Below are 26,504 nucleotides of genomic sequence, written 5' to 3' on the forward strand. Positions count from 1 at the left end.
GGTCACCTCGTGACGCTGACGATCTCAACATCATCCAGCGGATTCACAAGCTTCATGCCTTTTACAATGACCTGATCACCATCATCAAGGCCCTCAACATACAACTCGTTGTTCTGTACTGCCCGGATGACCACATTTTTCTTAATTGCCCTACCTTCTTCCACTATGTAAACAAAATCATTTTCCCCGGAAAGCACAATATCAATTGGGAGCTTGACAGCTTTGATTTCACCTTGGCGCACGAAGATTTCCGCCATGGCTCCAATCAGATATTTGCCGGCTGGCAGCGTCACCTCAACCTCATAGGTTTGGGTTGCGGGATCAGGAAGCTTTCCAATGTTTGAGATTGATGCATTGAAAGTGTGATTGTCATAGACCACCTCCACCTCACGCTCAAATTCGTCCTTCATCAAAGTCTCGGATGACATGCCAAACACAGCAGTTGCATCTTGACCCTCCAGCATCAGGACAGGATAACCGGCTGAAACCAGATCGCCCTTTTTATAAAACACTTCGAAAACGACGCCGCTTCTCGGCGCATAGAGCTTGGTATCCTTCAAATAGCTATCGCTCAGGCTTAATCCCGCCCTTGCTTGCTGTACCTGTGCTTCAGCCGCTTTGAGTTCAGCTTTTGTCACTGAAACCTGCAGCTCAACCCCCTCCAGCTCCGCCCTGGAAATAGCGCCTTGATCATAGAGTGCTTTGAAATCCTCCAAGGTTTTTTCAAGGTGCTCCAGTGAAATTCGGGCTTTTGAAGCGACCTCTTCAGCAGCTTTGATCCCGGCTGCACTGCTGCTGACACCGCTGCTTTGAGCCTGATTGTCCAGTCTCGCCAACAATTGGCCTTTCTTGACAGAATCTCCTGTTTTGACAGTTAATTCAGCTATTTTACCTGAAGACATAAAACTAAGCGACTCTGTTGAATCTGCACTGATTCGACCAGTGTACATCTGCTTCAGTGCATGGTTTTCCGAATGAACTTCAACCACTTCAACGGGCTGTTTAACAGGCTCAGATGTCGATATTTCAATCTTATTGCACGCAGTGCCCATCAACCCCATCAGGAGGGTCAGCATTAATGGAACGACTCTTAGCTTAAACATGCCAACATCCCTTCTTTCTAATACTACGGCTGCAAATCAGTAATGAAATAGTTACCGGAGAACCTTCAGCGGACGTCTGAAACTGATTAGTCAAACCTGGTCACCAAATCTCTGAAATAAAAATCTATAATCATCCTGAGCTCGTTCTCAACAGCATCTCGTTCAAAAATCACAGTTCTGGCCACAAGATCTTTGATAGCTTCAACTATGCCTTTTGAAATTAAGCGGCCCAGGGCTTTAAGATTTTGAACCGAGTTGCGACTGGCAATGGTTTCGAGAACATACTTTTCAAGCACGGAGAAAATTATTCCGGACAACTCATTCATGGCATCAGAAAAAACCGTACCCTCCGACCCATTGAACAGAATCAGAATTTCATCACGGTATGCCTCAATGGCAGTGGCGATTTCACGGACGAACTGTTCTCGAAATCGTATATAGTCTTCTGATGGCAAAGGCATTTCCTCATGGATCTGAACTGATTCAAGCAGTGATTTCAGAACCTGGTAAGCAGGACTGACCACGTCTTCAAACAACGACTGTTTTGAGCTGAAATACCTGTATATATTTCCTACGGTGATCTCAGAGCTCTCTGCAACTATTCTCATAGACGCTTGCCCATAGCCCTTTTTAAGAAATTCCGCCTGGGCAGAAGACACTATGCGTCTTCTAACTTGCTCTTTTAAGACCTGCATATGATAAACTCCTGTTCATTTTTAATTAAATTATACCCTCAAAATGATAATTCAACAACTATGGATTGACTTTCATCACATGTCGATGTGTATTTAAACCCCACGCAAAAAAGTCCGTTCCTCAATAGCGCTTCCTTTTGTGCAAGGAGTGCTTCTGAAAACGGACTAGTACAGTGGTTTTGAAATTTCTGTGCAAAAGAACATTCAACCTGTTGGCAAATTTCAGGCTTATAATCCATTGTTATATTGCACAGTTATTTTGGGGAATGTACTACTAGTCCCCGGTAAATTCAAGAACTATTACCCCTGAAGACGCGGTTATTTAATCAAACAAAGAGGATTTCCTGCTCAGACAGCCTGAGGCGGTCGTTCCCTTTCAATTTGTACAGGGTTTGACTATCCAGTCTTTGCTCATTAAGATAGGTACCGTTCAAAGAGTCCAGATCCTTTAAAAAATACCCTTGGTCCAAGTGGTGCACTTCTGCGTGAAGTCTGCCGATGGTTATGTCATCATCAATAATCACATCACAAAGTGCTGTGTTTCTTCCAATACGCGTTACTGGCTTCGAAAGTTCAAAAATCTTGCAGGCTTGTTGATTTTGAAGAACAAGTTTTCCCTGCAGCTTCTCCTGTTCAGACAATAATGTTGTGCCTTCGAAATCAGGTCTGTACATTGATATTTTACTATGCGTTGAAACGCCGTGACGAATCAGATTATGGCTTTCCTCACCAATCTCAGCTCTTGAGAAAACCGTCTTTTCTGGTATTGATTTTTCTTCCCGTTTACATAATCGTTTAAAATACTCGATCAGGCCACCATTGCTGTGACTGGAGTCTATCACCTTTGGTTTCACAATCTGATGAATTTTGCCTCCTGCTTTTACCTTAGCTGTTTGCACTGATTGTTCGACAACGAGCGGTTGTGATGTCTCATATCCTGAATTTATGACGTTTAAAGGTTTGTTTGAGTATGGATGAAGGTCGTCGCGATCCGCCATCTCCGATTCAACTGGCTTTGAGTTTGAAGCAAACCAGTGACGAATTACATTTACAAGCGCAGTCTGTCGCTCATATCTATGCACCGTCGATTCAGACAATGACTTAAACGCCTCAAAGCCTTCCGGTTTCAAACTCAAAGCAGCTATAGGCACTAAACTGTTCAAGAACTGCTGCCATTTTTCTTCAAAGCTTGGTTCAGTATTCCGCGTTGGCATATAAATTAATTCTATACGTTTTTTAACTGTGTGATAACAGATTTGTGAAGGTGATATGCAGAAATGATCCAGTCTAAGATAGTGCTTCGCTGCCTGAGCCAAGATTTGGACGGTTTCTTCCAGTATCGATAATAAATCATGATAATCGACCGCTGTTCTGCGAAGCCATTGTTCAAGCGTCATATGACTGTGAAACGCGTAAACCAATTGAACATCATCATCCTTTTCCCGCAGTAACGGGATCAGGTAGGGACGCTCCGGATAATGGGTCAGGACATTCAGCTCAAACATATTGATGTCCGGCAAAGTGATTCCTAATCTGTAGATTCTCTCCTGCCCTTCAAAACCATTCTGCAGCATCATAGGTGAATGCCTTCCACAATCAAACGAGTTTGAATGGTGATATTTTCCGTATCTATGTTATCCAGGATATTCGTCATAATTTCAGTAATCTGAGTTCTGAACAACAATGCCAGACCAATAAGCACAACCACGAGAACGACGAGTTCGACTGTGCCCAACCCACGTGTATCCATGACAGCCATTTGTAATCTTTCAAAATTCTTTTTCATGTGTTTATCCCTCCCAAAAAAATTGGACTGATCAGCAATAGCATCAACACACCAAATTGAAGCAGCGCTGGCATCATCATTCCTAATTGTCCTTTAACATGACTTGCAGCTTCTGTCTGCTCCGCGATCATTTTAAAATCATCCATCCAGTCGTGAAGCAACCCGATTAGATCTGCTTCTGATTTTCTTTCACCATAGAGGCAACACCTTGCCCAACTTTTTGTGCCTGAATGATTGAAGGTCAGAAGCCGTAACAATGCCAATTCATAATCCCCCCCATTCTGCAGTCTAATGCGGGTTTCGTGCCAGACAGGAAATGCCCTCCAGATTAAACTATCACTTTCCATGGCCATTATTAGTGCTTTCCTTAGACTATGTCCACTTTGAATAAGCAGACCATACCTATAAGACATTGAAAACAAAGCTCTGTCCAATTGTCTGCTTCTGGTTAACTTTCTTTCGCTCAACCCTTTGATAATGATCAACGGCACCATAAGTAATCCCATCAATACGCACAGTACTGTATTAATCAAAGACAAGGATAAAGCCTGACGCACTCCCAGGATCAAAACTAAAAATGCCGGCATCAACAACCCTGCTTCTTTCATCAAACTCGCTCTCTTAATACTTATGCCATAACAAGCGTATGTTTCTGTCATTTCGTTCCATTTAAGCAGTGCTTTCCGACCATGTCGCCTTAGAACCGACTTAATGATTCAGATCAACCCCTTGGTCTTCAGTTGAATCAATCTGGTTCGTTCAAATAGAATAGTTCCGCCTTCCAGCGCCAGAGCTGCTGTCATCATCAGAACTCTGCCGCCAGGTGTTGTATAGAGTAAACTCAGATAGTCCGCATATGTCGCATTGAGCAAAAACAGCACTAGCAGCGGCATCTTCGATGTCAGCCTGAACTCTAGGACCTGATCCGTCATTTTTCGTATGAGTTGCTGTTTATGGAGAATATGTCCGCCAATCCAAACCGATGAACGCTTTAGGACAATGGTCATATCATGTCCGCAGCTTTCTGCGTGAAGGAGCTGTCGCGAAAGATCTGTCGCTTCCTCAAGATCAAATTGTCGAGCCAGGCGACCTAGGCCTGATGTCAGCGGTGTGCCCAACTGCATCAATCGGCTGAGTTTTTTCAGTTCGAAGGCGAGGGGTTCACAAGCGGTGGAAAACTCATCCACTGTTTGGTCAAAAGCTCTTTGAAGAGATTTGCCAGTCGACGTCGTTGAAGCGATTAAAGACAGAAAACGTGCGAAATCAGATAGGAACTCATCTTTTGTTTGGACAGCTGCCATTTGTGCCTGATAATTCATTGCCGGAAGCTTGATTAACAGCACAAATACAAAGAAACCAGGATTTTCAAATAAAATCCATGTGGAAAGGATAGTATCGATTGCCAATATGAGCCACAATCGGATTCGACGTACGGATGGCGTCACGCGGTACCATACCGGCTGAATCAGCTTAAAGTATTTAAGCATAGCTCGATACGCGATCGAAGACGTCTGTCTTCAAGACTCGGCAGCCTTCTGTGATCACCGTTTCAAAATCGAGCCTGCCTTGACGATATCCCAGCACCTGAATTATTTCCTGAATTCTTCTTGAGCCATCTGCGTCCTTTTTCAAATGAATGATCCAGTGGATGCCTGACCCAATTTGCCGCCGGATCCCTTCAGCAGTTCCATGACTTGCCATCATAGCCATGGCCTCTATTCGGTCAAGCATATCAGCTCCAGAATTTGAGTGACCTGTAGACATGGAGCCATCGTGACCAGTGTTAAGAGCCTGCAGCATATCCAAAGCTTCAGCACCCCTGATCTCTCCGACGACCATTCTATCAGGCCGCATTCTCAGCGCCGTACGAATCAGATCAGACATAGTTACTTCCAGAGCTTCACCTGCAGCAGACGGACGCGTTTCAAGGCGTACAAGATTATCGATACTGTTCAAATTGAGTTCAGCGCTGTCCTCTATTGATATAACCCGCTCTCCTTTTGGAATACAACGGCTCAGACAATTTAAAAGCGTCGTTTTTCCTGAGCTTGTGCCTCCGCTGATCATTAAATTCTGCCTGGCTTTAACAGCGCCCACCAGAAATGACATAACGCGCTCATCCATCATCCCTCTGTCCTTTAACGCTTCCAGCGTCAACAAGTCTTTTCTGAATTTTCTAATGGTCATATAAGGACCATCCAATCCAACGGGCTGCATAACGACATTCAGCCGAGCGCCGTCTCTCAGTCTTGCGTCTACAATGGGATCTCTGTAATTGACGCGTCGGTCTACTTCTGACACCATTTTCTGAATCAGCTGACGCAGCCTTTCGTTCGAAACCGAGATGCTGAGGCATTCCATGGTATTTTTTCTTTCAACAAAAATTTTCGAGGGTCCGTTAACCATGATTTCGGTTACCTCAGGGATCCTTCAAATATGAATCCAGAAAATCATAACCCTGAATGCGCCAAAGCCAACTTTGTGCCAAGCCGATCTTTTCCATTGTGCTCAAGTGGCTTAAGGATTCGTTGCTTCGTACAAACACTTCAATTTTTTGTTTCAAATCACCGGTATCTTCAAGATTCTCACTCAACACAGCCGCTAATTCTGCGCAAAGCGAATCATACAATAGATCCTCATGCTCCCCTAACAGATAAATTATCTTCGCCCTCCTGCCACAATATTGCCAACACAGTCCGTCAGGGTTTCAAATTGACCATCAAACGCACCTTCCAAATGTATAGCAGATGGATGGCGGCTTCCCCTGCTAGAGATCAAGTAGCCTCCAATACCGAATTGCCGGTTTTTGATCATTTCAGTCCATGCCACGGCCGATTCTACTTCTCTTGGGTGGTCACAGATCCAAATGGTACTCTTCACAAACGGGATGAGTTTTATAAGCATTTCTCTCCAATCCGTCCCACACCAGAACCACATTGAGTGAGGCATACCCATGACTGCATTCGTCAGCTTATCCTGCCACTGCGGCAAGAAAAGTGCACTGACGTCCTGAGGTCTATGACACAGACTGTAGCAGCCACCTTCACTGAAAACTGCATCTTCCCCTTCCCATAACCATTCCGTCAAAGTTTCGTCGACTTTTCCTGAAATATTCGCAATAGTTGTCAAATCAATGACAACTGCTAAAGGATCCAGATGGTAAAGCTGCGCTTTAAACCCTTCAAAGGCTTGACGCTGCTGATAACATGACTGAAATGAAAAAATGAAGTGAAGTCCTCCGGATTCACCCATGGCTTTAATTGTGCCCATCTGTTTCTGAATTGCTCTGTTCAACGCATCGATGGGCTCATAAATTGAGAACTCGTTTTCGGCAGGAATGAAGGCATCTGTCAGAACAAGGACTTTGACGCCTTTTGCTAGCTCAGCGTTATTCAGAGAGGTGCGGGGCCCTGCGGCTATACCAGAAAAATCTTCAGCCTGTACAGCTAAACGCCATAGCCTTTCCTCTGAGAACAGTCTAATCCTCCAAGAAACCAGTCCGGATGAAAGACAAGCCTGCTCTATTGCTGCAAGGTAATCCTCCTCTGGATAGTAAAGGCATACTACCATGAGTCCACTCCTTTCAATATTCGTCTACTTAATATTACCATAATTTGTTATTTCGTCAACCATAATTTTCCTTTATTGTTATAAAATAAAAGAAACTGTCATCACGGCGTCATAAATGACTGCCATAACAACAGTTTCCCAGTGATTTCGCAATTATTTTTTTCCTTTTTTTTGTGCTCTAAGACGTTCCTTTTCTGCCAAATGCCGCTTATACCTCGATTCAGAAAGATACCAGGTGGCTGTACCGAACAATATTCCGCCAATTGCAAAAAAGAATACAGCCGCACCCAATTGAATCAGGATCTCTGAAGTAAATTTAAATTTTAAAGACACACCCAGAAGCAATATATAGATCAGGCTGGTCATCAGTGTCCAGGTGATCAGTCCCTGTTTGATGACATAATGACGCATCCCCTTTTGCCGCATCACAGCCCATCTCTCCATAGCCATTGATTCACGCTCTGCACGGCGCGCCTGGCTTTCCCGTGCCCTTGACTGTGCACGCCTTGCCTTCTTTTCCTGCGGCGTCAGTTCCACTTTTTTCTCTCCTGCCATATGCTCCCCCATGCTTTCAATAAATTTCTAAAACACGCCTTCTGCGACCAAATCGCGATCCGGCAAATCTGACGCGTAATCAGCCATTTTGATTATAACATGATCCGAGAGCTCAAGGGTTGTATCAAACCAAACGGTTATCCCCTCAGTTTCAATTGCTTCAAACAGTTCTGCTTCACCTTGACGCAATCCTCCGACCCTGACCAGGGTCAGATCGTGAATAGCTCAGCAGCTGCCTTCAGTCGTTCTGTATACGACCAGCGCCTTCTTGCCCGCAGTCTTTAGAAATGAAAGAGCTTGAGGATGAAATTCAATCACAAGGCTCACCTCCTGTCTTCATTATACACTTAAGTCCTGTGAAACGCTTCAGTAAAAATGTCCAATTAAACGAATCGGTGAATTATGATGTTTCAAAAAAATAAAAAAGGAAATTGAAAGCAACAGGGAGTCGGGGAATCCGACTTAAGATGCACCAATTTCCTTTTTACTTCTTAATTAGATAGGATAGACATTTTGTTCACTGTCGACCAGGGTATTGTCAATGCTATATTTCTCTGCCATGCGAAGCTTGAAGAAATCCAAGGCGACCTGAGGAAAGAGGACATAGGTCAATACATCTTCAGGACTTTCCATATACATACCAATTTCTTTTTCTTTGGCTTCCAAAACAGGCTCAAGCAAATCTGCCGGTCTGCAGGTAATCACTTCTTCATTCCCTATGATCTTACGAATGATCTCGTCCTTGATAGGCACTGCCGGTCTGCCATACATGCCTTTGACATAGGCTTTGACCTCATTTGGCACCATTTTATAGCGCTCTCCCGTGATGACATTCAACACAGCCTGAGTACCAATAATCTGGCTCGTCGGTGTCACCAGCGGCGGATATCCCAAATCCTCTCTGACACGAGGGACTTCTTTCAAAACATCATTATATTTATCAAGCGCATTTTGTAGTTTCAGTTGTGACACTAGATTGGACAGCATGCCACCCGGTACCTGGTAAACTAAAGTATTTATGTCCATGCCCAAAATTTTAGGATCCATCAGGCCAGTTTCAAGCGCTTTTTCGCGCATTGGAGCAAAGTGCTCCGCAACGTCATTCAGGATCTTGAGATCAAGGCCTGTCTTGCGTTCAGTTTCATTCAGCATGGCAACCATGGCCTCTGTCGCAGGTTGGGATGTTCCAAGAGCAAATGGTGAGATTGCGGTATCAATTATATCAACACCTGCTTCAATAGCCTTCATGTAAGTCATATCCGCCAAACCACTTGTACAGTGGGAATGGACTTCAATTGGAACGTTCACACTGCTTTTCAAACCCTTGACAAGATCAAATGCTGTGTAGGGTGTCAACAATCCGCTCATATCCTTGATACAAATGGAATCTGCGCCCATTGAAACCATATCCTTAGCCAACACGATAAAGGACTCGATGGTGTGTACAGGTGAAACTGTAAATGAAATTGCTGCTTGTGCATGAGCGCCTTCTGCCTTGGTGGCAAGGATCGCGGTTTCGATATTTCTCAAGTCGTTGAGCGCATCAAAGGTTCGAATGATGTCAATGCCATTAAATACGGCAAGTTTTACAAACTCTTTGACAACATCATCCGGATAATTTTTGTACCCAAGCAGATTCTGACCTCGAAGCAACATTTGAAGCTTCGTATTTTTGACGCGCTTTCGAATCAGTCTCAAGCGGTCCCAAGGATTCTCGTTGAGGAATCGAAGGGAGGCGTCAAAAGTTGCTCCACCCCAAACTTCCATGGCGTGATAGCCTACAGAATCCATTTTTTCTAGAATGGGCTCCATTTCACTTGTTTTCATGCGCGTCGCTATGAGGGATTGATGTCCGTCTCTCAAAACAGTTTCAGTTATTTTAACGGGGGTCATAACATTATTGCCTCCTCAACAAAATCAAAAACACTCTTCTACTAGATATTATCACCCGATTTGCCTAATGTACATTTGATTTGAAAAGTGATAATATAGTGATGACTTTTATTAATTAGGTAATTTCAAATATTCCTTCGTTTTTTAAGGAGGCACAACATGGACTCAACTGACATTAAAATTCTTGAAATTTTGCAGACTGACGGCCGCATTTCCATGAAGGAACTCGGCAATCTCGTCGCACTGTCTCCACCAGCTGTCAGCGAACGGGTCAAACGCCTTGAAGAGTCTGGTATTATTCAAGGTTATGCCGCAGTCGTCGATCCTAAACTGTTGGGGAAACGCGTTTTCGCAATCATTAATGTTCAAATGATGGTCAATCAGCACAAGGCATTTCTGCATCTTGTTAAAAATGATCCTGCAATTGTAGAATGTCATCATTTGACTGGTGAAGATTGCATGACTATCAAAGTATTTCTCTCTGACACCATTGAGCTCGAAAAATTGCTCGATCGCATTCAACAATTAGGAAATACCCGGACTACCATTGTATTGTCAAGCCCGCTGGATCGAAAACCAATCTTGCCCTAGGAGCGTCGCAAATTCATGAAAAGAAATCACATCATCCTTTTGGCCTTAATTTTTGTCTCAGCAATTTCGGTTAATCTTTATTATTATTTGAACCGCACCGTGACGCTTCAATTTTATGCTCACCCTGACAAACTTGGGGTCATGGAGGAAGTCATTGCTGCCTTTGAGAAAGACCATCCCCGAATTAAAATCAATTATGTGCAGCTTCCGGATGACACAAATGACAAATACGAAATAATCAGCAATAAGCTGTCTACTCAGCAAGACGCCATCGATGTTTTTGATGCGGATGTCACTTGGCCGTCAATATTTGTTAAATCTGAATGGGTAGCAAATTTAGATCCGTTTTTTAGTGAAGATGAGCTTGAGGGATACCTAAGCAGTGCCATTGACGCTGCTACCGTAGACGGAATGCTCTACGGCATTCCTTATAGAATTGATTCCGGTGTCTTGTTTTATCGAAAAGATTTATTGGAAAAGTATGATTTTCGGGTTCCTAAAACCTACAAAGAATTGAGCGAAACGGCTTTAGCCATAAAAGTCAAAGAACCTGAATTGAATGGCTTCGCTGCGTCATGGAAAAACTTTGAAGGTTTAACCTGCAGCTTCTTCGAAATTCTGTGGTCAGGCGGGTATGACATAGATACCGCACAAACGCCATACCGCTTTGAAGCTCAAGGGGTGAATGAAACACTTACCCTTATGCAGTCCATGATCCACACTGACAAGATTGTTTCGACTGAGGCCCTGAATTATTCAAGTGGTGATCTTCGGGCTGCCTTTATTGAAGGCAACCTGATCTTCATGCGAGATTGGCCAACGGGTTGGCGCAAGCTTTCTGAGGCTCCGGAGCTAAAAGATAAAATTGCAGTCGCACCGCTTCCCAGCTTAAAGTCCGGCCAAGACTCCTATGGTGCCTTTGGCGGTTGGATGTACATGGTATCAAAAGACTCCAAACACAAGAAAGAAGCTGTCGAATGGATCAAATTCCTGACGACATACGAAAATGAAAAGCTCATGAATTTGAAGTATAATTACATTCCGTCCAGAGTTGCACTGTACTCGGATGAAGAAGTTCTGGAGCGCATGCCTTTTCTGGATGACATGTTTGACTATTTTAACCAGTCCAAACCAAGGCCAAAGGTAGCGAATTACGACGAGCTTTCTCTTCTGCTCCAGGCTCAGGTACATCTGACGCTTCAAAATGGGCAGACCCCAAGCGACGCCATTTTGATGCTGGATCAGCTATTGCCAAGACTGCTGTATTAGCAGCCACGTGAAGAGGAATAAGAGTAAGAGAGGAAGTGAGGGGCAGATTGAGAATCCTCACACGCTTTTTGATATTCCTCATCATTTTTGCCACCATCAACTCTGAGAGATCCTGGGCTGATTCAATTCTTAAAAAGGATGTTTTAAATACTGCTGCTGCTCAGTCGCTGTCTCAAACAGCATCTGAACCTTCTGAGCCCTCAGTTTTGAAACCTTTGAAAGTGGTTGGCTTAAGTGATGATTACCCTATAATGTTTATCAATCGCAACGGCTTACCTGACGGGTTAGCCGTTGATTTGCTGCGCTTATTTTCAGAAGCCGCCGGCTATGAACTGATTCTTGATTTGGTAACCTATGATCAATTGGAAGTTATGTTCGAACAAGATTATGACATCTATTACAGCAGCGGTCGAGTAAAAGCACCTGACTATGCCAGATCAACCACCCCCTTTTATATAAGAAATTACAAGCTGTTCGTGGATCAAAACTTGATGGATTCGAAAAAATATCAGGATTTGTTCCGCGAGGATTCAGGGAGACTCAGTATCGGCTATAGAAGCAGCGATACTTTGGCAAGGTATCTGAGCAATATGGCGACGAACAATGCTCTGATCGCCTTGCCAAATCATGATGCTGCACTGGATGGGCTATTGGCAGATCAATTTGATGCTGTCCTTCTGCCGTCGGATTTGGGAAAGTTACTTTTTAACGAAAGGCAGTTATCTCAGTTTCAACCCTTAGAAGCGACTCTATTTCTCGAAGAAAATAGTTTTATCGTCAATCCCAATCACATCCTTCTGCAATTTGAATTGAATAATTTTCTTCAAAACCAAAAGAAATCTGGCGATTTGCAGGCAAACATTGAAAAATGGATCTCTCTGCCTGCCGCTCGCTCAGAGGAACAAGATGTACTCTCACTCTTCAACTATTTCTTTCTCATTTCTGCTGCTGCAACATTCGCGTTCTCCTATAGAAGCTATCATCTCGAACGGAATGTCGAAAAACAAGCAGCTGAACTGAATCAGCTCAATCACGCCAACGAAGAACTATGGACTGCGCTGATCGATGAGGAACGCTATAAAAATGAATATTACATTAGTTTGTCACACGAGCTCCGAACCCCCATCAGCCTCATTCTGAACGCTGTCAACGCAGTGGAACGGAGTGCCTTGGTTAAATCCCGCGACTTGCCGGATGACAAGTTTGTCAAATATACCAGTATCGCTAAAAACAATAGCATGAGATTGCTTCGCGTCATCAACAATCTTATCGACGCCAATCAATTGGAAAATAAGGACTATACGCTGGATCTCAAACGGGTTGACCTGGTTTTCGAACTCGGCGAACTCATAAAATGGGTAACCGAAGTCCTGGATCCAATAGAACTGGAAATACATCTAGACGCGCACCTTAAAACACTGGAAGCCACTATTGACCCCTACGAACTGGATCGAATCCTTTTGAATTTGATCTCAAATTCAATCAAGTTCAATACGGGAAAACCTAAAATTCTCCTGGTCTTGTTCTGCGATGATGAGACCATCGTGCTTGATTACGTTGACAATAGTATTGGAATACCTAAAGCTTCTGTGCAAAATGCGTTTCTTAAGTATCACCAGATGAATTCTGAGTTTGCTAAAAAGTCCGAAGGTGCCGGGTTTGGGCTCTATCTTTCAAAACAGTTGATAGAACTTCATCGCGGGACATTGAGCCCGATCTATGCCGCTCAACAGGTCGGCATGCACTACCGCCTGCAAATCCCGTTAAAATTGTCTGATGACCACAACAAACTCTCCAGTGGAAAAAGCCTTTTTTATGACCGCGGTCGGCTGGTCAGACTCGAACTTTCTGAAATAAAAACCTTCAATAATTGAAACTAAAAATGAGCTGCTGTAAACCTGAAAATCAGTTTACAGCAGCTCATTTGTTTTGAACACCGTATAAATTAGATTACCATATGATTGTAAATATGCGCCTCTTTATATTTGTCTATCTCAATAACCTGGCCTTTGCGCACCATTCTGGCCGGAATGCCCACCGCGGTGGAGAAAGACTCTACATTGTGCAGCACGACTGAATTGGCTCCAATTTTACTTCCGGAAGACACGGTGATTGGTCCCAATATTTTCGCGCCTGAGCCAATAACGACATCATCACCAATAGTCGGGTGCCTCTTCCCTTTATCTTTTCCCGTCCCCCCCAGAGTCACGCCCTGGTACAAGGTAACATAATTCCCTATCTCAGTGGTTTCACCAATAACGACACCCATACCATGATCAATAAAAAGGCCTTTGCCGATGGTCGCTCCCGGATGGATTTCAATGCCGGTAATAAATCTAGCAAACTGCGATATGAACCTCGCCGAAAAAAATCTTTTATGACGGAACAGCCAATTGGCAATTCGATATAACCCAACCGCATGGACACTCGGATAAAGGAAAATGACTTCCAAATAGGAACGCGCAGCCGGATCCCGGTCCCTTACTGTATCTAGATAGGACTTAATTTTTCTAAACATGTCTCATCACCCCTGAAATACATTCATAGATAGGTATTTGTCACCACTGTCCGGCGCTACGGTCAGGACTTTCGCGTCTGGTCCAAGTTCTGCTGCAATCTTTATCGCAGCTGCCACATTTGCCGAAGCTGAGATTCCCAAAAATAGACCTTCTTCTCTAGCGAGTCGATTGGCAAACTCAAATGCTTCCTCATCTTCGATCGTCATAATTTGATCGACTACGTTTTGATTATATAACTCTGTCACAAATCCGGCACCAATGCCCTGAATTTTATGAGGACCCGGTTGACCGCCGCTTATAACTGGGGATTTTGCAGGTTCCACGCCCACAATTCTGGTTCCAGGGCGCTCCTCTTTTAAGCGCTTCCCCACACCGCTAATGGTCCCACCGGTTCCGACGCCAGCCACAAACACATCCAGCCGCTCAAAATCATTCAATATTTCCTGGGCTGTAGTTTTATAGTGCATTTCGGCATTCGCAGGATTTGAGAATTGGCTGGGAATATATACTGTCTGGTCTTCTTCTCTCAAAGCGACCGCTTTTTCGATAGCCCCTTTCATCCCTTTGGAGCCCTCTGTGAGAATAATCTCTGCGCCATAGGCTTTCATGATTATTCTTCTCTCAATACTCATGGTTTCCGGCATGATGATGACGACACGGTAACCTTTCAAAGCACCAATCATTGCAATGGCAATTCCGGTGTTGCCGCTGGTAGGTTCGACAATAGTCATCCCCGGCTTTAGAACGCCTTTAGCTTCTGCGTCTTCGATCATTCCGAGCGCAGCCCTGTCTTTTATGCTTCCACCAGGATTCTTGCCTTCCAACTTCACATAAACCTCAGCGCCGTTTTCCGCCGCCAGCGTACTTAATTTGACAACAGGAGTATGACCGATCATATCCAATAACGAATTATAAATCATTAATAAAACTCCCCTCATTTGTAAAATACAAAAAACTCCGCCTTATGCACACTATGCATAGAGGCGGAGTTAACTCCACGGTTCCACTCTAATTGGTTCTCTGGGACACTAAAACATGTCCGATCTCTGTAACGGGAGATCCCGACGCAGCCTACTGGGCTTCGGTGCGTAACTCAGAAGGGCACTTCACACTGACTGTCATGAGGGATTCCCACCAGCACCCTCTCTCTGAAAAGACCTGTCAACACTACTTTCCTTCGTCATTGTATTTCCGACTGATTTAATATGAATTCTACTTAATCTGTATTTTAAAGCCTTAAGATCAAAAAGTCAAAGCTTTTTTTAGAATAAATGAAATTTTTCATTCAGTTTGTCGTCTAATAGCGATTCAGTCTGTTCGTCAGCAAGTCCAAAAACCTTTCAAGGTCAAGTTCGACACAAACCTCAGCATTAGGTGTTTTGCCCCATCTATCATCGAAATCGCAAACCGTTTGACCGTCACAATAACGACTCTCAGTCTCGATCCCGACATAGCGGTGAACGCATTTGACGAGTGATGGATCGACTGCGACTGCGACAGCAAGCGGATCGTGCATCAGGCAGGCTTCAAAGCCGTTGACAGCAGCAAACCTTTGACGATATTCCAAGGTCACCAGATCGACAAAGCGCTTCACTGCTTCCGATGCCTTTAATGCATCAATATCAGATCTTCTAAGCAGCGCTTTTCGTGTAACATCCAGCCCTACCATGGTCAAAGGTGCACCGCTATGGAAGACGAGGTCAGCCGCCTCCGGATCTATGGCTATATTAAATTCTGCCACCGGAGATTCATTCCCTCGGCCATTCGCAACGCCACCCATGACAATTATCTCCTTGAGATTCAGCGCTAAATTCCGTTCCTGCATTAGAAGTAATCCAAGGTTGGTCTCCGGGCCGGTCATGATCAAGGTTATTTCTCCAGGATACCGCTCAATCTGAGCTTTGATAAAGTCGCCCGCGGAGAGACTCTGTGCCTCACCCGGCTCAAGGTCATTCAATTGCCCTGCCAGACCGCAGTCACCATGGACTTCTTTCGCATACCTGATTGACCTCCAAAGTGGTTTTACCGCGCCCTTATAGACGGGAATGTCTTCCCGGCCTATGAGCTTCAAGACTTTTAAAGTATTTTTAGTCGCGGACTCAAGGTCTATGTTTCCCGAAACTGTCGTAATCCCCAGAACCTCCAGTTCAGGCGAAGCCAAAGCCAGCATGATGGCAATAGCGTCGTCTATCCCTGTATCCACATCCAGAATAACTTTTTTCTTCCTGATAAAGCCTGCAATTGTCATTTTCTCGACCACCCTTATAAAGTAGAAGAAGGTGCAGGAAGGCAGTTGAACCAACCACCTAAATGACACCTTCTTTTCTTGTTTTTTACCACTTTATGCGCTGTGTTATTTTTTAAGCAGATCTCGAATCTCCTCGAGAAGTACTTCCTGACGAGGCGGTTCAGGCGGCGCAGCCGGTGCTTCTTCTTGCTTCTTTCTCATACGGTTGAGCAGCTTAATAACCATGAAAATTGCGAAGGCAATGATCACAAAATCCACAATGGACTGAATAAAGGCGCCATAGCGGATTGCCGCTTCCTCAACACCTTCAGAGGCCGGTGTTATCACATACTTTAAGTTTGTGAAGCTGACGCCGCCCAAGATCATACCAATCAGCGGCATAATCAAATCATTGACCAGCGAGGTGACAATCTTTCCAAATGCGCCGCCAATGACGACTGCAACTGCAAGATCAACTACATTGCCTCTTAATACGAAAGCTTTAAATTCTTTGAGCATAGGTCTCCTCCTTAAGTCTTAATCTAAACTCAGAAGTCATTATACCCATTAATATCCTAATTAATCTTTTGGGATTAGTACATTGAGCTTTTTCTCCAAGATCTTGATTTCAATGGGCAGCCGTCCACCCTCTTCACCGTCTATATCAATTTTCATTAGATCCACAGAGCTGGCTTTAAAATGCTTAATTGGGTAGTATTCTATGGTTTCTCCGGCGAATTTTTGTGTACTGAGATAGGTCATAACAATTTTTACCGCTTGCTTAAATGTGGATTTTTTCATTAACATCAAATATAAATTGCCATCATCCAGTTCAATTGGCCTAGCATAATTTCTAAAGCCGCCCACAGAGTTCGAATTCGTAATCGTAAACAAGGTGATGTCTCTCTCAATAGCGTCACCGTTGATCTCCAAATGAACCCTGTGAGATTCTTTCAAATATTTCAAACTGTCTTTAATGCCGTAAATCAAATAAGCCAACCGTCCGAAAATTTTCTTGAGCGGTCTTGGTACAGCGTACCCCACATCTGTAAAAGCCCCCACTGCGACGACATTGATAAAATAGAGACCATTACAGATCCCAACGTCAATTTTTTTTGTAATGCCTTGCTCCAGAATTTCGATAAACTGATCTATCTTGTCATTCATACCAAGCACTGAAGCAAAATCGTTGACGGTTCCGAATGGCAGCACACTTAGTACCGCCTCAGAGCCGCTCTGCATGATCCCATTGGCACAACTGTGCACCGTGCCGTCACCACCACAGGCAATGATAAGCTCTGCGCCATCTTGACACGCTTGAATGACCTCATCTTCAATATCGAGATCCCCCGCGACATCTATGGTGATTATTTCAGAAGCTGTATTCAGATATTCAATCAAAGGCTCCAGCTTCCAGGAAGGTTTCAACATGCCTGAATAGGAGTTGTATACCAATGCGATTTTTTCGAACTTCATATAGTTGGCCTACCCCGCTTAGTCTTATTGGGTGCTCTGCCTGAGTCTGGAAGGACGCAGGCTGTGTATCGTCATTATATCACGCCGTTGACCAATGTCCCAGCACAAGAAACATTACAAAATGGCCATTACGGAAGTTAATGCCTGTAAAAGTCTATACGATCCCCTCTGCAGGTGGTTCAGACTGCGATAAGAGTCGCGGCGCACTGATTCGAATCCCTAGAGCACCTAGTGGTGCTGTGACCAGGATGGAAAGAACAGCAACCGCCATGATCACTTCGCCGCCCTCGACACCCAGTGACAGAGGGATCGCACCAATTGCCGCCTGGACAGTCGCCTTTGGCCAATAGGCCACGACGCAAAAAAATCGTTCCTTTGCATTTAACGATGTGCCCACTGTGGAAATCCAAACACCAATACTCCTGGCCGTCAACCCAGCTGCCAGAATCAGCAGCCCATTAGCGCCTGCGTCCACAGCGACACCCGGATCAACTTGAGCGCCAACTAAGACGAATAATAAGATTTCAGCGAAAACCCATATTTTCCCGAATTTTGCAGACAGTCGGTGGGCAACGACGGGCCTCTTTTCCAAAAGAATGAAGCCGATGGTCATGACACCCAGCAAAGCCGCAATTTCAAGACGGTTTTTCATTGCCGTCTCCAAAGCAGTCAGCATAATGGCAATCCCCAAGATCACCAGCACTTTTTTTGTATCCCTTATGTGATAGCGTTCGAATACTTTAACCAGAACTATGCCGCTTAAGATTCCGACACCTATGCCCAGGAGTATGGAAACAGGGATCCAGGCTAATTGAATGCCAATATTGACATGTGCGCCGCTATACATCCCCAGAAAGGCTGAAAAAATGGTGATCGCCACAACATCATCCACTGATGCCGCCGCCAGAATAAGCGTCGGAATATTTTGACCTGTACCTACCCCACGCTCAGAAAGCTGAATCATCATGGGGACGATCACCGCAGGCGAAACCGCGGCGAGTATAAATCCGAGAATCCCACCTTGAATCCAGGTAAATCCAAGCAAAGGCACTGCTATTAATGAAATAGCGAGTCCTTCCATAACGCCCGGGATAATGCTTAATCTAATCGCGGCGTAACCTACCTTGTTAAGGGATTCACGGCTGATCCCGAGACCCGCTCTCAAGAGAATGATAATTAGCGCTATTTTTCTAAAGTCCGCGGATGCGGCCATAAGTTCCGCATCGATCCAATCCAAGCCATAAGGTCCAATGACTATGCCCAGGACCAGCATGCCCAGAAGTCCCGGGAGCCTCATTTTTACAAACAGTGTATTCATCAATAAGCCCAGCAGAGTAATTATTGCAAGACCAGTTGCCATAACATAGCCCCCTAAAATTTAACATTCAAAAACAAAAAAGACCCTGTCGCATTTTTCGACAGGTGTCATCAGCTCAAAAGGCATTTCACGGCGAACACCATCACCCATTCAGTTCCTGTACAGCGTAACATATCTCAGGAGTCTCTTCAAGCCACTCTTGACAAAATTACCAGGACCACTTGTTTTTTGCGTCTAATACTTTGTTGAAATTTTCACATATATTTCACATCAATGAAATCGCTAAATAATATACTAAAATTTCGACCATTGTAATTCCGACTATTAAGCAGGTATTTGCAACGATTATAGCTAAGTAAAAACTTTTTGTCATAAAATTTCAACAATTATAAAAGTTTGATATATTCATAATCGATAAAATGAGATAAAATCAAATCAGCGAAAAAAAGAAGTCAGGAGGCTGCTTCATGGCTAAAAACATTTTAACTGAAGAAAATTTTCAGAAGCTGCATACCGTCATTGAGCATTACAGGCATATCCAAGGACCTTTAATGCCAATACTGAATGAAGCCCAGGTCATTTTTGGCGCGATCCCTTATGAAGTACAAAAAGTAATTTCGGATGAACTGAACATTCCACTCGCTGAAATTTATGGTGTGGTCACGTTTTATTCGCAATTTACCTTGGAACCAAAAGGTGATTATCTCATTGCTGTCTGTTTGGGCACTGCCTGCTATGTCAAAGGTGCACAAAAGCTCCTTGACCAGATTGTGACACGGCTCGGCGTCAAAGTCGGTGAAACATCACCGGATGGCCGGTATTCAGTCGAAGCGACCCGCTGTATTGGCGCTTGCGGACTGGCGCCGGTTCTCACTGTCAACAACGCAGTCTACGGCCGCCTTGTTGAAGGTGATATTCAAGGTATTTTAGAGAAATATAGTAAAACATCAGAGGAGGTTTCCGCTTGAAGTCTTTAGCTGAACTTGAAAAAGTACAACAGGAAGTGTATCGACGGATCAATCTTCGCACCTTAAAAGGCAGCTATACGGTTTCAGTCGCTATGGATGACTGTGGTATGGCAGCCGGAGCGCGTCAGGTTCTATTGACTATTTTGGACGAAATTGACCAACAAGGACTGGAAAATATCAGAGTGGTTCAAACCGGGTGTCTTGGTGACTGCAAACTTGAACCTGTAGTTGAAATTTTTCAGGAAGGTCATCCAAAAACCACTTACATTCAAATGACTGAAGAAAAGGCAAGACAGATCGTTAAATCACATTTGGTGCAGCATCAGGTTGTCGAAGCATCCACCATCGGCAGCAATAAAAAGTAAAACCATGACAGGAGGCTTATGCCAATGAGTTTGTTCAGATCGCACGTCCTCATCTGCGGCGGTACAGGATGTACGTCCTCAAGCTCCGACAAGATTGAGGAGCGTTTTAAGGAACTGGTCGCAGAGCAAGGCCTGGATCAGGAAGTAATGGTGGTGAGAACAGGCTGTTTCGGACTTTGTGAAGAAGGTCCAATCTGTATCGTACACCCTGAGGGCTCTTTTTATTCCAGAGTTAAGATTGAAGATGTCGACACCATTGTTTCTGAGCACCTGATGAAGGGTCGTGTCGTCACATCATTGCTTTATCGCGACAAGCTGGCGCCACCGGAACACCAGCTCGCTACTTCTTTCAGCGAAGTCACCTTCTATAAAATGCAGCACAGGGTCGCGCTGAAAAACTGCGGCGTCATCAATCCTGAAGTCATTGAAGAATACATAGCTTATGACGGCTACAAAGCCTTGGGTAAGGTTTTGACTGAAATGCAGCCCGCAGACGTCTTGGATGCAGTTAAAAAATCCGGTCTCAGAGGACGTGGCGGCGGCGGCTTCCCTACCGGTATCAAGTGGGAATTCGCGGCCAAAACTGAAGGCCCTATTAAATACATTGGCTGCAACGCGGACGAAGGCGATCCAGGTGCCTTTATGGACCGTTCCATACTGGAGGGCGACCCCCACTGCCTGATTGAAGCCATGGCTATTGCAGGTTATGCGACAGGCGCTGAAAAAGGATATGTCTACATTCGCGCGGAGTATCCAATTGCAGTCAAACGCTTGAAAATTGCCATTGAGCAGGCTAAAGAGCATGGACTGCTTGGCCGGAACATTTTCGGTACAGACTTTTCGTTCGACATGGAAATCCGCCTTGGCGCGGGTGCGTTTGTCTGCGGTGAAGAAACAGCACTGATCGCCTCTATAGAGGGCGAACGCGGCATGCCTCGGCCAAAGCCGCCATTCCCCGCACACAAAGGCATCTTTGGAAAACCAACGGTTATCAACAACGTGGAGACCTTTGCCAATGTTCCTCAGATCATCCTCAAAGGACCTGAATGGTACGCCAGCATGGGCACTGAGAAATCCAAAGGGACGAAAGTATTTGCTCTCGGCGGCAAAATCAACAATTCAGGCTTAATTGAAATCGAGATGGGCACAAAACTTCGTCACGTCATTGAAGATATTGGCGGCGGTATTCCAAAGGGCAAAAAATTCAAAGCAGTTCAGACCGGCGGGCCTTCCGGCGGCTGTATCACTGCTGATCACCTGGATATCCCAATCGACTATGACAACCTGATCTCCCTTGGATCCATGATGGGCTCCGGCGGCATGATCGTCATGGACGAGGATAACTGCATGGTGGACATCGCCCGCTTCTTCCTGGACTTCACCGTGGATGAATCCTGCGGTAAATGCGTCCCTTGCCGGGAAGGCACCCGACGCATGCTGGAAATTCTCGACCGGATCACTGAAGGCAAAGGCGAAATGGAAGACATTGATAAACTTGAGCGCCTTGCCAAAAATATCAAGTCTTCATCCCTTTGCGGACTTGGACAGACGGCGCCCAACCCGGTACTTTCAACCCTGCGTTACTTCAGGACGGAATACGAAGCCCACATTGTGGGCAAAACCTGTCCGGCCGGCGTCTGCCAGGCACTGTTGACCTATGTCATTACGGATGCCTGCAAGGGATGTACCCTCTGTAAGAAGGTTTGTCCTGTTGGCTGTATCACCGGAGAAGTCAAAGGTCTGCACCACATTGACCCGGATGCGTGCATCAAATGCGGCGCCTGCATGAGCAAGTGTCCGTTCAACGCGATTATCAAGAAATAACGCGGGTGCTTTTTAAAATCTGCCCGCTCGAATTTAGATCGTAAGGAGGACGAATACATGGCTCAGGTGACCCTGAACGGGAATACCATACATGTAGATTTGCCAAAGACCATTTTACAGGTGGCTGAAGAAGCCGGCCTGTTTGTACCGACTTTTTGCAATGATAAACGCCTTGTGCCAAACGGCGCATGCAGGATGTGCGTCGTCGAGGTTGAAGGCGCAAGAAGCCTGGTGGCTTCCTGCACCACACCGGCTGCTGACGGCATGGTCATCAACACAGAAACCCCCGCTGTCATCGACGCCAGAAAATCTGTCCTGGAACTGATCTGGGCAAACCATCCCAACGACTGCGTCGTTTGTGACAAAGCCGGTCAGTGTAAACTTCAAGATTATACTTATCGCTATGAGGTCGACATTGACGCCTTCAAAGGCGCTAAACGCGTCAGCGAAGTGGATCAATCGAACAAATTCTTCTACAACGACCAAAACAAATGCATCTTGTGCGGAAAATGCGTCCGCGTCTGTGATGAACTTCAAAACACTTCCGCAATTGGTTTTAGCGAACGCGGCTTCCACACACATATCACCCATCCTTTCGAGGAAGGTATGGATAAGTCTGTCTGCGTCTCTTGCGGCAACTGCGTTTCCGTTTGTCCCGTCGGCGCCTTGATGCCAAAGAGCAAGGAGCGCTTCAGAAACTGGGAGGCAAAAAAAGTCCAGACGACTTGTTCCTATTGCGGCGTTGGCTGCCAAATGAATCTGATCGTTAAGGACAACAAGGTTGTAGATGTCGAGCCGGTCAATGACCATTCCAACATGGGGCTGCTCTGCGTTAAAGGAAAATTTGGATATAGCTTTATCGACCACCCGGACCGTTTAAGAAAGCCTATGCTTAAAAAGCATGGTGTCCTGACAGAAGTTGAGTGGGATGAAGCACTTGATTTTGTCGCAGGCAAAATCAAGCAAACCAGAGATGTTTATGGTGCGGATACTTTGGCAGGCCTGGTTTCTGCAAGATGCACCAATGAAGAAAACTATCTGATGCAAAAATTGTTCCGCGCAGGTGTCGGCACCAACAACCTCGACCACTGCGCCCGACTCTGACATGCTTCTACAGTCGCAGGTCTTGCGACTACACTCGGAAGCGGCGCTATGACAAACAGCATCCCGGAAATACCAAAAATTGATCTTGCGTTTGTCACCGGCTCAAACACAACAGAAAATCACCCGGTAATTGGTGCTCAAATTCTTCAAGCCGTCAAAAACGGCGCAAAATTGATTGTTGCTGATCCAAGACGCATTGAGCTCGCCAGGCACGCGGACGTCTTCCTTCAGTTAAAACCGGGCACCAACGTCGCCCTCCTGAACGGCATGATGAATGTCATCTATAACGAAGGCCTTTATGATGCCGAGTTTGTCGAAGAGCGCACTACAGGTCTTTCTGATCTGATCGACGTCATTCAGGCCTACACCCCTGAAAAAGCGTCTGAAATCTGTGGCGTTGATGCAGATCTGATCCGAAAAGCAGCAAGGCTGTATGCCCACGCGAATCGCGCTTCCATCTTCTACGCAATGGGTATTACTCAGCATAGTACCGGAACCGGTCATGTCATGACGGTCTCCAACCTCGCCATGATGTGCGGCAACCTAGGCAAAGCACACAGCGGCGTCAACCCGCTTCGCGGCCAAAATAACGTTCAGGGCGCCTGTGACATGGGTGGTCTTCCGGATGATTTCCCTGGCTATCAGAAGGTAACTAACCCTGAAGTCATTCAAAAATTTGAATCCCTATGGGGTGCAAAGCTCTCCTACAAGCGCGGTATGCCGCTCACAAAAATGATGCAGGCCGCCCACAGCGGAGAAATCAAACTGATGTACATCATGGGTGAAAACCCTATGGTCTCTGACCCGGATACCAATCATATCCGTGAGAGTCTCGAACACCTGGACTGCCTCATAGTTCAGGATATCTTCCCAACTGAGACAACTGCCCTTGCTGACGTTGTGCTGCCGGTTGCCTGCTTTGCAGAAAAAGACGGGACATTCACAAACACTGAGCGCCGGGTTCAGCGTGTCAGAAAAGCAGTTCAGGCACCTGGTGAAGCAAAAGCAGATTGGGAAGTCTTTGTTGAAATTATGAAGCGCCTTGGAATGGATGCACCTTATGAAAAACCAGAGGATGTCATGAAAGAAATCTCCAAGGCGACGCAGCTTTATGGCGGCATCACTTATGACCGCATCGAGCACAAAGGTTTGCAGTGGCCATGTCCGACACCGGAACATCCAGGTACCCAGTACCTCCACAAAGATAAGTTCCCCCGTGGAAAGGGACTTTTTGTACCGGTACATCATGTTGATTCTGCTGAACTCCAGGATGAGGCTTATCCATTTATACTGACAACCGGTCGAATCCTGTACCATTATCACACCAGAACCATGACAAAGCGTGTGGAAGGCCTGCATGCCATTGCCTCTGAGGGCTTCATTGAGATCTCACCGAACACTGCCCTCAAACTGGGGATTGAAGATGGGGAACTCGTCAAAGTTGCGTCTCGAAGGGGCGAGCTCGAGGTTAAAGCCAAGGTAACGGATACCATCCAGGATCAAGTGGTCTTTATGCCTTTCCACTTCGCAGAAACAGCCGCGAATATTCTGACTAACGCTTCAGCGCTGGATGAGATCTCAAGCATGCCTGAACTGAAAGTCTGCGCGGTCAGCGTTGAGAAAATCCAAACCGTCTAGTAGTACATTCCGGAAATAACTGTGCAATAAAAAATGAATTATAAGCCTGAATTTTGCCAGCAGGTTTTACGTTCTTTTGCATAGATATTTCAAGAATGTTGTACTAGTACCACTTAACGAGGTGAACTCTTTGAAACGTTTCGGAACGGCTGTCTTACTTGCGGGTGGACAAAGCTCCCGCATGGGATTTGACAAACAGACGCTCTGTGTGGGTGATACTCGCCTGACAGATCTGATTTTCAGGCAGCTGACCGAAGTCTTTGACGACATAGTCGTGGTAACAGGGCGGCCTGAGCTTTATGCAGGCCGCCCTGTCCGCATTGTATCGGACAGCATGTCCGGTGTTGGCCCCCTGGCGGGGATTCACGCAGGTCTTCTGGCGTCCAGAAGTGATTATATCTATCTGATGGCATGTGATATGCCCTCTTTCTCGCCGGCATTTACGCGTCATATGATGTCCTCTCTCAAGGATGAAAAAGCCTGCGTCACCCGATTTGGCGACTGGATTGAACCTTTTCACGGTTTCTATCACGTCTCTTTGCTTTCCGGAATTGAAGCCTTTGTCGCCTCAGGACAAAGAAATATATTTAAATTTTTAGAACGCCATGAGGTCTGCTATATTGATGAGTCGAAAACCCGCGAGTACACGCCGGATTGGAGTCTGTTCGACAATCTGAACACACCTGAACAGCTTGAAAAGCTGTCTGAACAATACTTTCCAAAGGAGCGGTTAAAATTGAAAAAAACGACGCCTATGCTGCGCTTTGAGGAAGGTCACTGGGAGGCCTACCAGGATGAAGTGGTCAGCGAATATACCCTTCATCTGCACGTCAACGGGGTTTCCTGGGCTAAATTGCTCTGCAGTCCCGCTTCACTGAAAGAGTTGGTGGTCGGATTTCTTTACAGCGAACGTTTAATCGATAGCCCTGAGGATCTTTCGGAACTCATACTGGATCCTGAAAACGCCGAGGCTTTTGTTGTCATTCCAGATCGCGACTCTGTCAAAGGCACACGCACCATAGCCACCAGCGGCGCCAGACTCTTTCAGGGCCAGCCGCCTGTTTCAAGGATAGATCCTGACGCACTTGGTTCTGAGGTAATTGACCCGGAATTTATTCTGAGCACAATGCGTGCCTTTACCACAAGTTCGGAAGTCTTTATGTCCACTGGTGGCGTCCACGCCTGCAGTTTAGCCTCAGCTTCTGCCCGGCTGTCCTTCTTTGATGACATAGGCCGACACAACGCGCTGGACAAAGTAGTGGGTAAAGCGCTGCTTGAAGGGGTCTCATTAAAAGACAAAATGATCTTCTTCAGCGGCAGAATTTCCTCTGAAATTATTGGAAAATGCGCCAATGCCGGCATATCCGCTGTCATCTCTCGATCTGCGCCAACCTACGGGGCTATTCAGGCAGCTAAGGAACGCGGCATGACGGTTGTGGGCTTCACCAGAGGAAATCGTTTTAATGTCTATAACGGTGCGCACCGAATAAAGAGTGCTCCAGCTCTGCCAAAAGAGACTCTTGAAGGACGCTGAAAATAAGGTTAGCTTAGCGTAGAATTGTCATTGCATCATGCCCTCAAAAAGCGTACGCTTATCATGTAG

26 protein-coding genes, 1 riboswitch and 1 other annotated feature are annotated in these 26,504 nt (G+C 45.5%); of the genes, 8 read left to right on the forward strand and 18 right to left on the reverse strand.

Annotation, left to right across the window (positions count from 1 at the left end):
• Window positions 1-2: 2 nt before the first annotated feature.
• The 12 genes from OEL90_RS00735 to OEL90_RS00790 form a co-directional block, all read right to left on the reverse strand.
• Window positions 3-1,103, reverse strand: coding sequence for an efflux RND transporter periplasmic adaptor subunit (locus OEL90_RS00735; RefSeq protein WP_300686657.1), 1,101 nt, complete (start codon window positions 1,101-1,103; stop codon window positions 3-5).
• An 86-nt stretch (window positions 1,104-1,189) separates the two neighbouring features.
• On the reverse strand, window positions 1,190-1,798 hold the full coding sequence (locus tag OEL90_RS00740; RefSeq protein ID WP_300686659.1) for a TetR/AcrR family transcriptional regulator: 609 nt from the start codon (window positions 1,796-1,798) through the stop codon (window positions 1,190-1,192).
• 326 nt (window positions 1,799-2,124) lie between these two features.
• Window positions 2,125-3,375 carry an FHA domain-containing protein gene (locus OEL90_RS00745; protein WP_300686661.1) on the reverse strand — a complete coding sequence of 417 codons (1,251 nt, stop codon included), beginning with the start codon at window positions 3,373-3,375 and terminating at the stop codon, window positions 2,125-2,127.
• Entirely contained in the window at window positions 3,372-3,584 is a 213-nt protein-coding gene (locus OEL90_RS00750; protein WP_291401233.1) for a Flp1 family type IVb pilin, read from the reverse strand. The genes OEL90_RS00745 and OEL90_RS00750 overlap by 4 nt, the downstream gene beginning before the upstream one ends.
• Window positions 3,581-4,195 carry a hypothetical protein gene (locus OEL90_RS00755; protein ID WP_300686664.1) on the reverse strand — a complete coding sequence of 205 codons (615 nt, stop codon included), beginning with the start codon at window positions 4,193-4,195 and terminating at the stop codon, window positions 3,581-3,583. Before OEL90_RS00755 ends, OEL90_RS00750 begins: the two co-directional genes overlap by 4 nt.
• A gap of 105 nt (window positions 4,196-4,300) precedes the next feature.
• Window positions 4,301-5,071: a type II secretion system F family protein gene (locus OEL90_RS00760; protein WP_291401229.1), complete on the reverse strand. Its 771-nt coding sequence runs from the start codon at window positions 5,069-5,071 to the stop codon at window positions 4,301-4,303.
• On the reverse strand, window positions 5,064-6,011 hold the full coding sequence (locus tag OEL90_RS00765) for a CpaF family protein (protein WP_308207472.1): 948 nt from the start codon (window positions 6,009-6,011) through the stop codon (window positions 5,064-5,066). Before OEL90_RS00765 ends, OEL90_RS00760 begins: the two co-directional genes overlap by 8 nt.
• The gene (locus OEL90_RS00770) at window positions 6,004-6,213 is read right to left on the reverse strand and encodes a hypothetical protein (RefSeq protein WP_291401227.1); all 210 of its coding nucleotides are present in this window, start codon (window positions 6,211-6,213) and stop codon (window positions 6,004-6,006) included. Before OEL90_RS00770 ends, OEL90_RS00765 begins: the two co-directional genes overlap by 8 nt.
• Window positions 6,214-6,242: 29 nt before the next feature.
• Window positions 6,243-7,154: a hypothetical protein gene (locus OEL90_RS00775; RefSeq protein WP_291401225.1), complete on the reverse strand. Its 912-nt coding sequence runs from the start codon at window positions 7,152-7,154 to the stop codon at window positions 6,243-6,245.
• A gap of 153 nt (window positions 7,155-7,307) precedes the next feature.
• On the reverse strand, window positions 7,308-7,709 hold the full coding sequence (locus OEL90_RS00780; protein WP_291401223.1) for a hypothetical protein: 402 nt from the start codon (window positions 7,707-7,709) through the stop codon (window positions 7,308-7,310).
• A gap of 27 nt (window positions 7,710-7,736) precedes the next feature.
• On the reverse strand, window positions 7,737-7,898 hold the full coding sequence (locus OEL90_RS00785; RefSeq protein WP_291401221.1) for a hypothetical protein: 162 nt from the start codon (window positions 7,896-7,898) through the stop codon (window positions 7,737-7,739).
• 306 nt (window positions 7,899-8,204) lie between these two features.
• Window positions 8,205-9,602 (reverse strand): oxaloacetate decarboxylase subunit alpha, encoded by a 1,398-nt coding sequence (locus OEL90_RS00790; RefSeq protein ID WP_291401219.1) that lies wholly within the window; start codon window positions 9,600-9,602, stop codon window positions 8,205-8,207.
• Window positions 9,603-9,761: 159 nt separating this feature from the next.
• Here OEL90_RS00790 and OEL90_RS00795 point away from each other — a divergent pair, with 159 nt between their 5' ends.
• The 3 genes from OEL90_RS00795 (at window position 9,762) to OEL90_RS00805 (ending at window position 13,336) form a co-directional block, all read left to right on the forward strand.
• Window positions 9,762-10,193, forward strand: a complete 432-nt coding sequence (locus OEL90_RS00795; RefSeq protein ID WP_291401217.1) for an Lrp/AsnC family transcriptional regulator — start codon at window positions 9,762-9,764, stop codon at window positions 10,191-10,193.
• A 15-nt stretch (window positions 10,194-10,208) separates the two neighbouring features.
• On the forward strand, window positions 10,209-11,462 hold the full coding sequence (locus tag OEL90_RS00800) for an ABC transporter substrate-binding protein (protein WP_300686672.1): 1,254 nt from the start codon (window positions 10,209-10,211) through the stop codon (window positions 11,460-11,462).
• Window positions 11,463-11,530: 68 nt separating this feature from the next.
• Entirely contained in the window at window positions 11,531-13,336 is a 1,806-nt protein-coding gene (locus OEL90_RS00805; RefSeq protein WP_300686673.1) for a sensor histidine kinase, read from the forward strand.
• A gap of 71 nt (window positions 13,337-13,407) precedes the next feature.
• Here the strand turns inward: OEL90_RS00805 and epsC are convergent, their stop codons facing one another.
• The 6 genes from epsC to OEL90_RS00835 all read right to left on the reverse strand — a co-directional run bounded on the left by epsC (window position 13,408) and on the right by OEL90_RS00835 (window position 19,044).
• Entirely contained in the window at window positions 13,408-13,980 is a 573-nt protein-coding gene (epsC, locus tag OEL90_RS00810; RefSeq protein ID WP_291401211.1) for a serine O-acetyltransferase EpsC, read from the reverse strand.
• Between the two features lie 6 nt (window positions 13,981-13,986).
• The gene (cysK, locus tag OEL90_RS00815; protein ID WP_300686675.1) at window positions 13,987-14,901 is read right to left on the reverse strand and encodes a cysteine synthase A; all 915 of its coding nucleotides are present in this window, start codon (window positions 14,899-14,901) and stop codon (window positions 13,987-13,989) included.
• 56 nt (window positions 14,902-14,957) lie between these two features.
• Window positions 14,958-15,174, reverse strand: a binding site (T-box leader).
• 104 nt (window positions 15,175-15,278) lie between these two features.
• A complete protein-coding gene (locus OEL90_RS00820; RefSeq protein WP_291401207.1) occupies window positions 15,279-16,229 on the reverse strand; it encodes a nucleoside hydrolase in 951 nt (316 codons plus the stop codon).
• 105 nt (window positions 16,230-16,334) lie between these two features.
• Window positions 16,335-16,727, reverse strand: a complete 393-nt coding sequence (gene mscL / locus OEL90_RS00825) for a large-conductance mechanosensitive channel protein MscL (protein WP_291401205.1) — start codon at window positions 16,725-16,727, stop codon at window positions 16,335-16,337.
• Window positions 16,728-16,787: 60 nt separating this feature from the next.
• Window positions 16,788-17,684 carry a diacylglycerol/lipid kinase family protein gene (locus tag OEL90_RS00830; RefSeq protein ID WP_291401203.1) on the reverse strand — a complete coding sequence of 299 codons (897 nt, stop codon included), beginning with the start codon at window positions 17,682-17,684 and terminating at the stop codon, window positions 16,788-16,790.
• A gap of 154 nt (window positions 17,685-17,838) precedes the next feature.
• On the reverse strand, window positions 17,839-19,044 hold the full coding sequence (locus OEL90_RS00835; RefSeq protein WP_291401201.1) for a cation:proton antiporter: 1,206 nt from the start codon (window positions 19,042-19,044) through the stop codon (window positions 17,839-17,841).
• 52 nt (window positions 19,045-19,096) lie between these two features.
• A riboswitch (Fluoride riboswitch) is annotated at window positions 19,097-19,158 on the reverse strand.
• A 311-nt stretch (window positions 19,159-19,469) separates the two neighbouring features.
• On the opposite strand from OEL90_RS00835, the gene OEL90_RS00840 reads away from it, so the two are divergent.
• The 5 genes from OEL90_RS00840 (at window position 19,470) to fdhD (ending at window position 26,435) form a co-directional block, all read left to right on the forward strand.
• Window positions 19,470-19,970, forward strand: a complete 501-nt coding sequence (locus OEL90_RS00840; RefSeq protein WP_291401199.1) for a complex I 24 kDa subunit family protein — start codon at window positions 19,470-19,472, stop codon at window positions 19,968-19,970.
• A complete protein-coding gene (locus OEL90_RS00845; protein ID WP_300686682.1) occupies window positions 19,967-20,335 on the forward strand; it encodes a (2Fe-2S) ferredoxin domain-containing protein in 369 nt (122 codons plus the stop codon). Before OEL90_RS00840 ends, OEL90_RS00845 begins: the two co-directional genes overlap by 4 nt.
• 30 nt (window positions 20,336-20,365) lie before the next feature.
• Window positions 20,366-22,159 (forward strand): NADH-quinone oxidoreductase subunit NuoF, encoded by a 1,794-nt coding sequence (nuoF, locus tag OEL90_RS00850; protein ID WP_334296986.1) that lies wholly within the window; start codon window positions 20,366-20,368, stop codon window positions 22,157-22,159.
• Window positions 22,160-22,216: 57 nt separating this feature from the next.
• On the forward strand, window positions 22,217-24,901 hold the full coding sequence (gene fdhF, locus OEL90_RS00855) for a formate dehydrogenase subunit alpha (RefSeq protein WP_300686684.1): 2,685 nt from the start codon (window positions 22,217-22,219) through the stop codon (window positions 24,899-24,901).
• A 130-nt stretch (window positions 24,902-25,031) separates the two neighbouring features.
• The gene (gene fdhD / locus OEL90_RS00860; protein ID WP_291401193.1) at window positions 25,032-26,435 is read left to right on the forward strand and encodes a formate dehydrogenase accessory sulfurtransferase FdhD; all 1,404 of its coding nucleotides are present in this window, start codon (window positions 25,032-25,034) and stop codon (window positions 26,433-26,435) included.
• Window positions 26,436-26,504: the final 69 nt, after the last annotated feature.

This window comes from Acidaminobacter sp. (assembly GCF_030247605.1).
GTDB lineage: Bacteria > Bacillota > Clostridia > Peptostreptococcales > Acidaminobacteraceae > Acidaminobacter.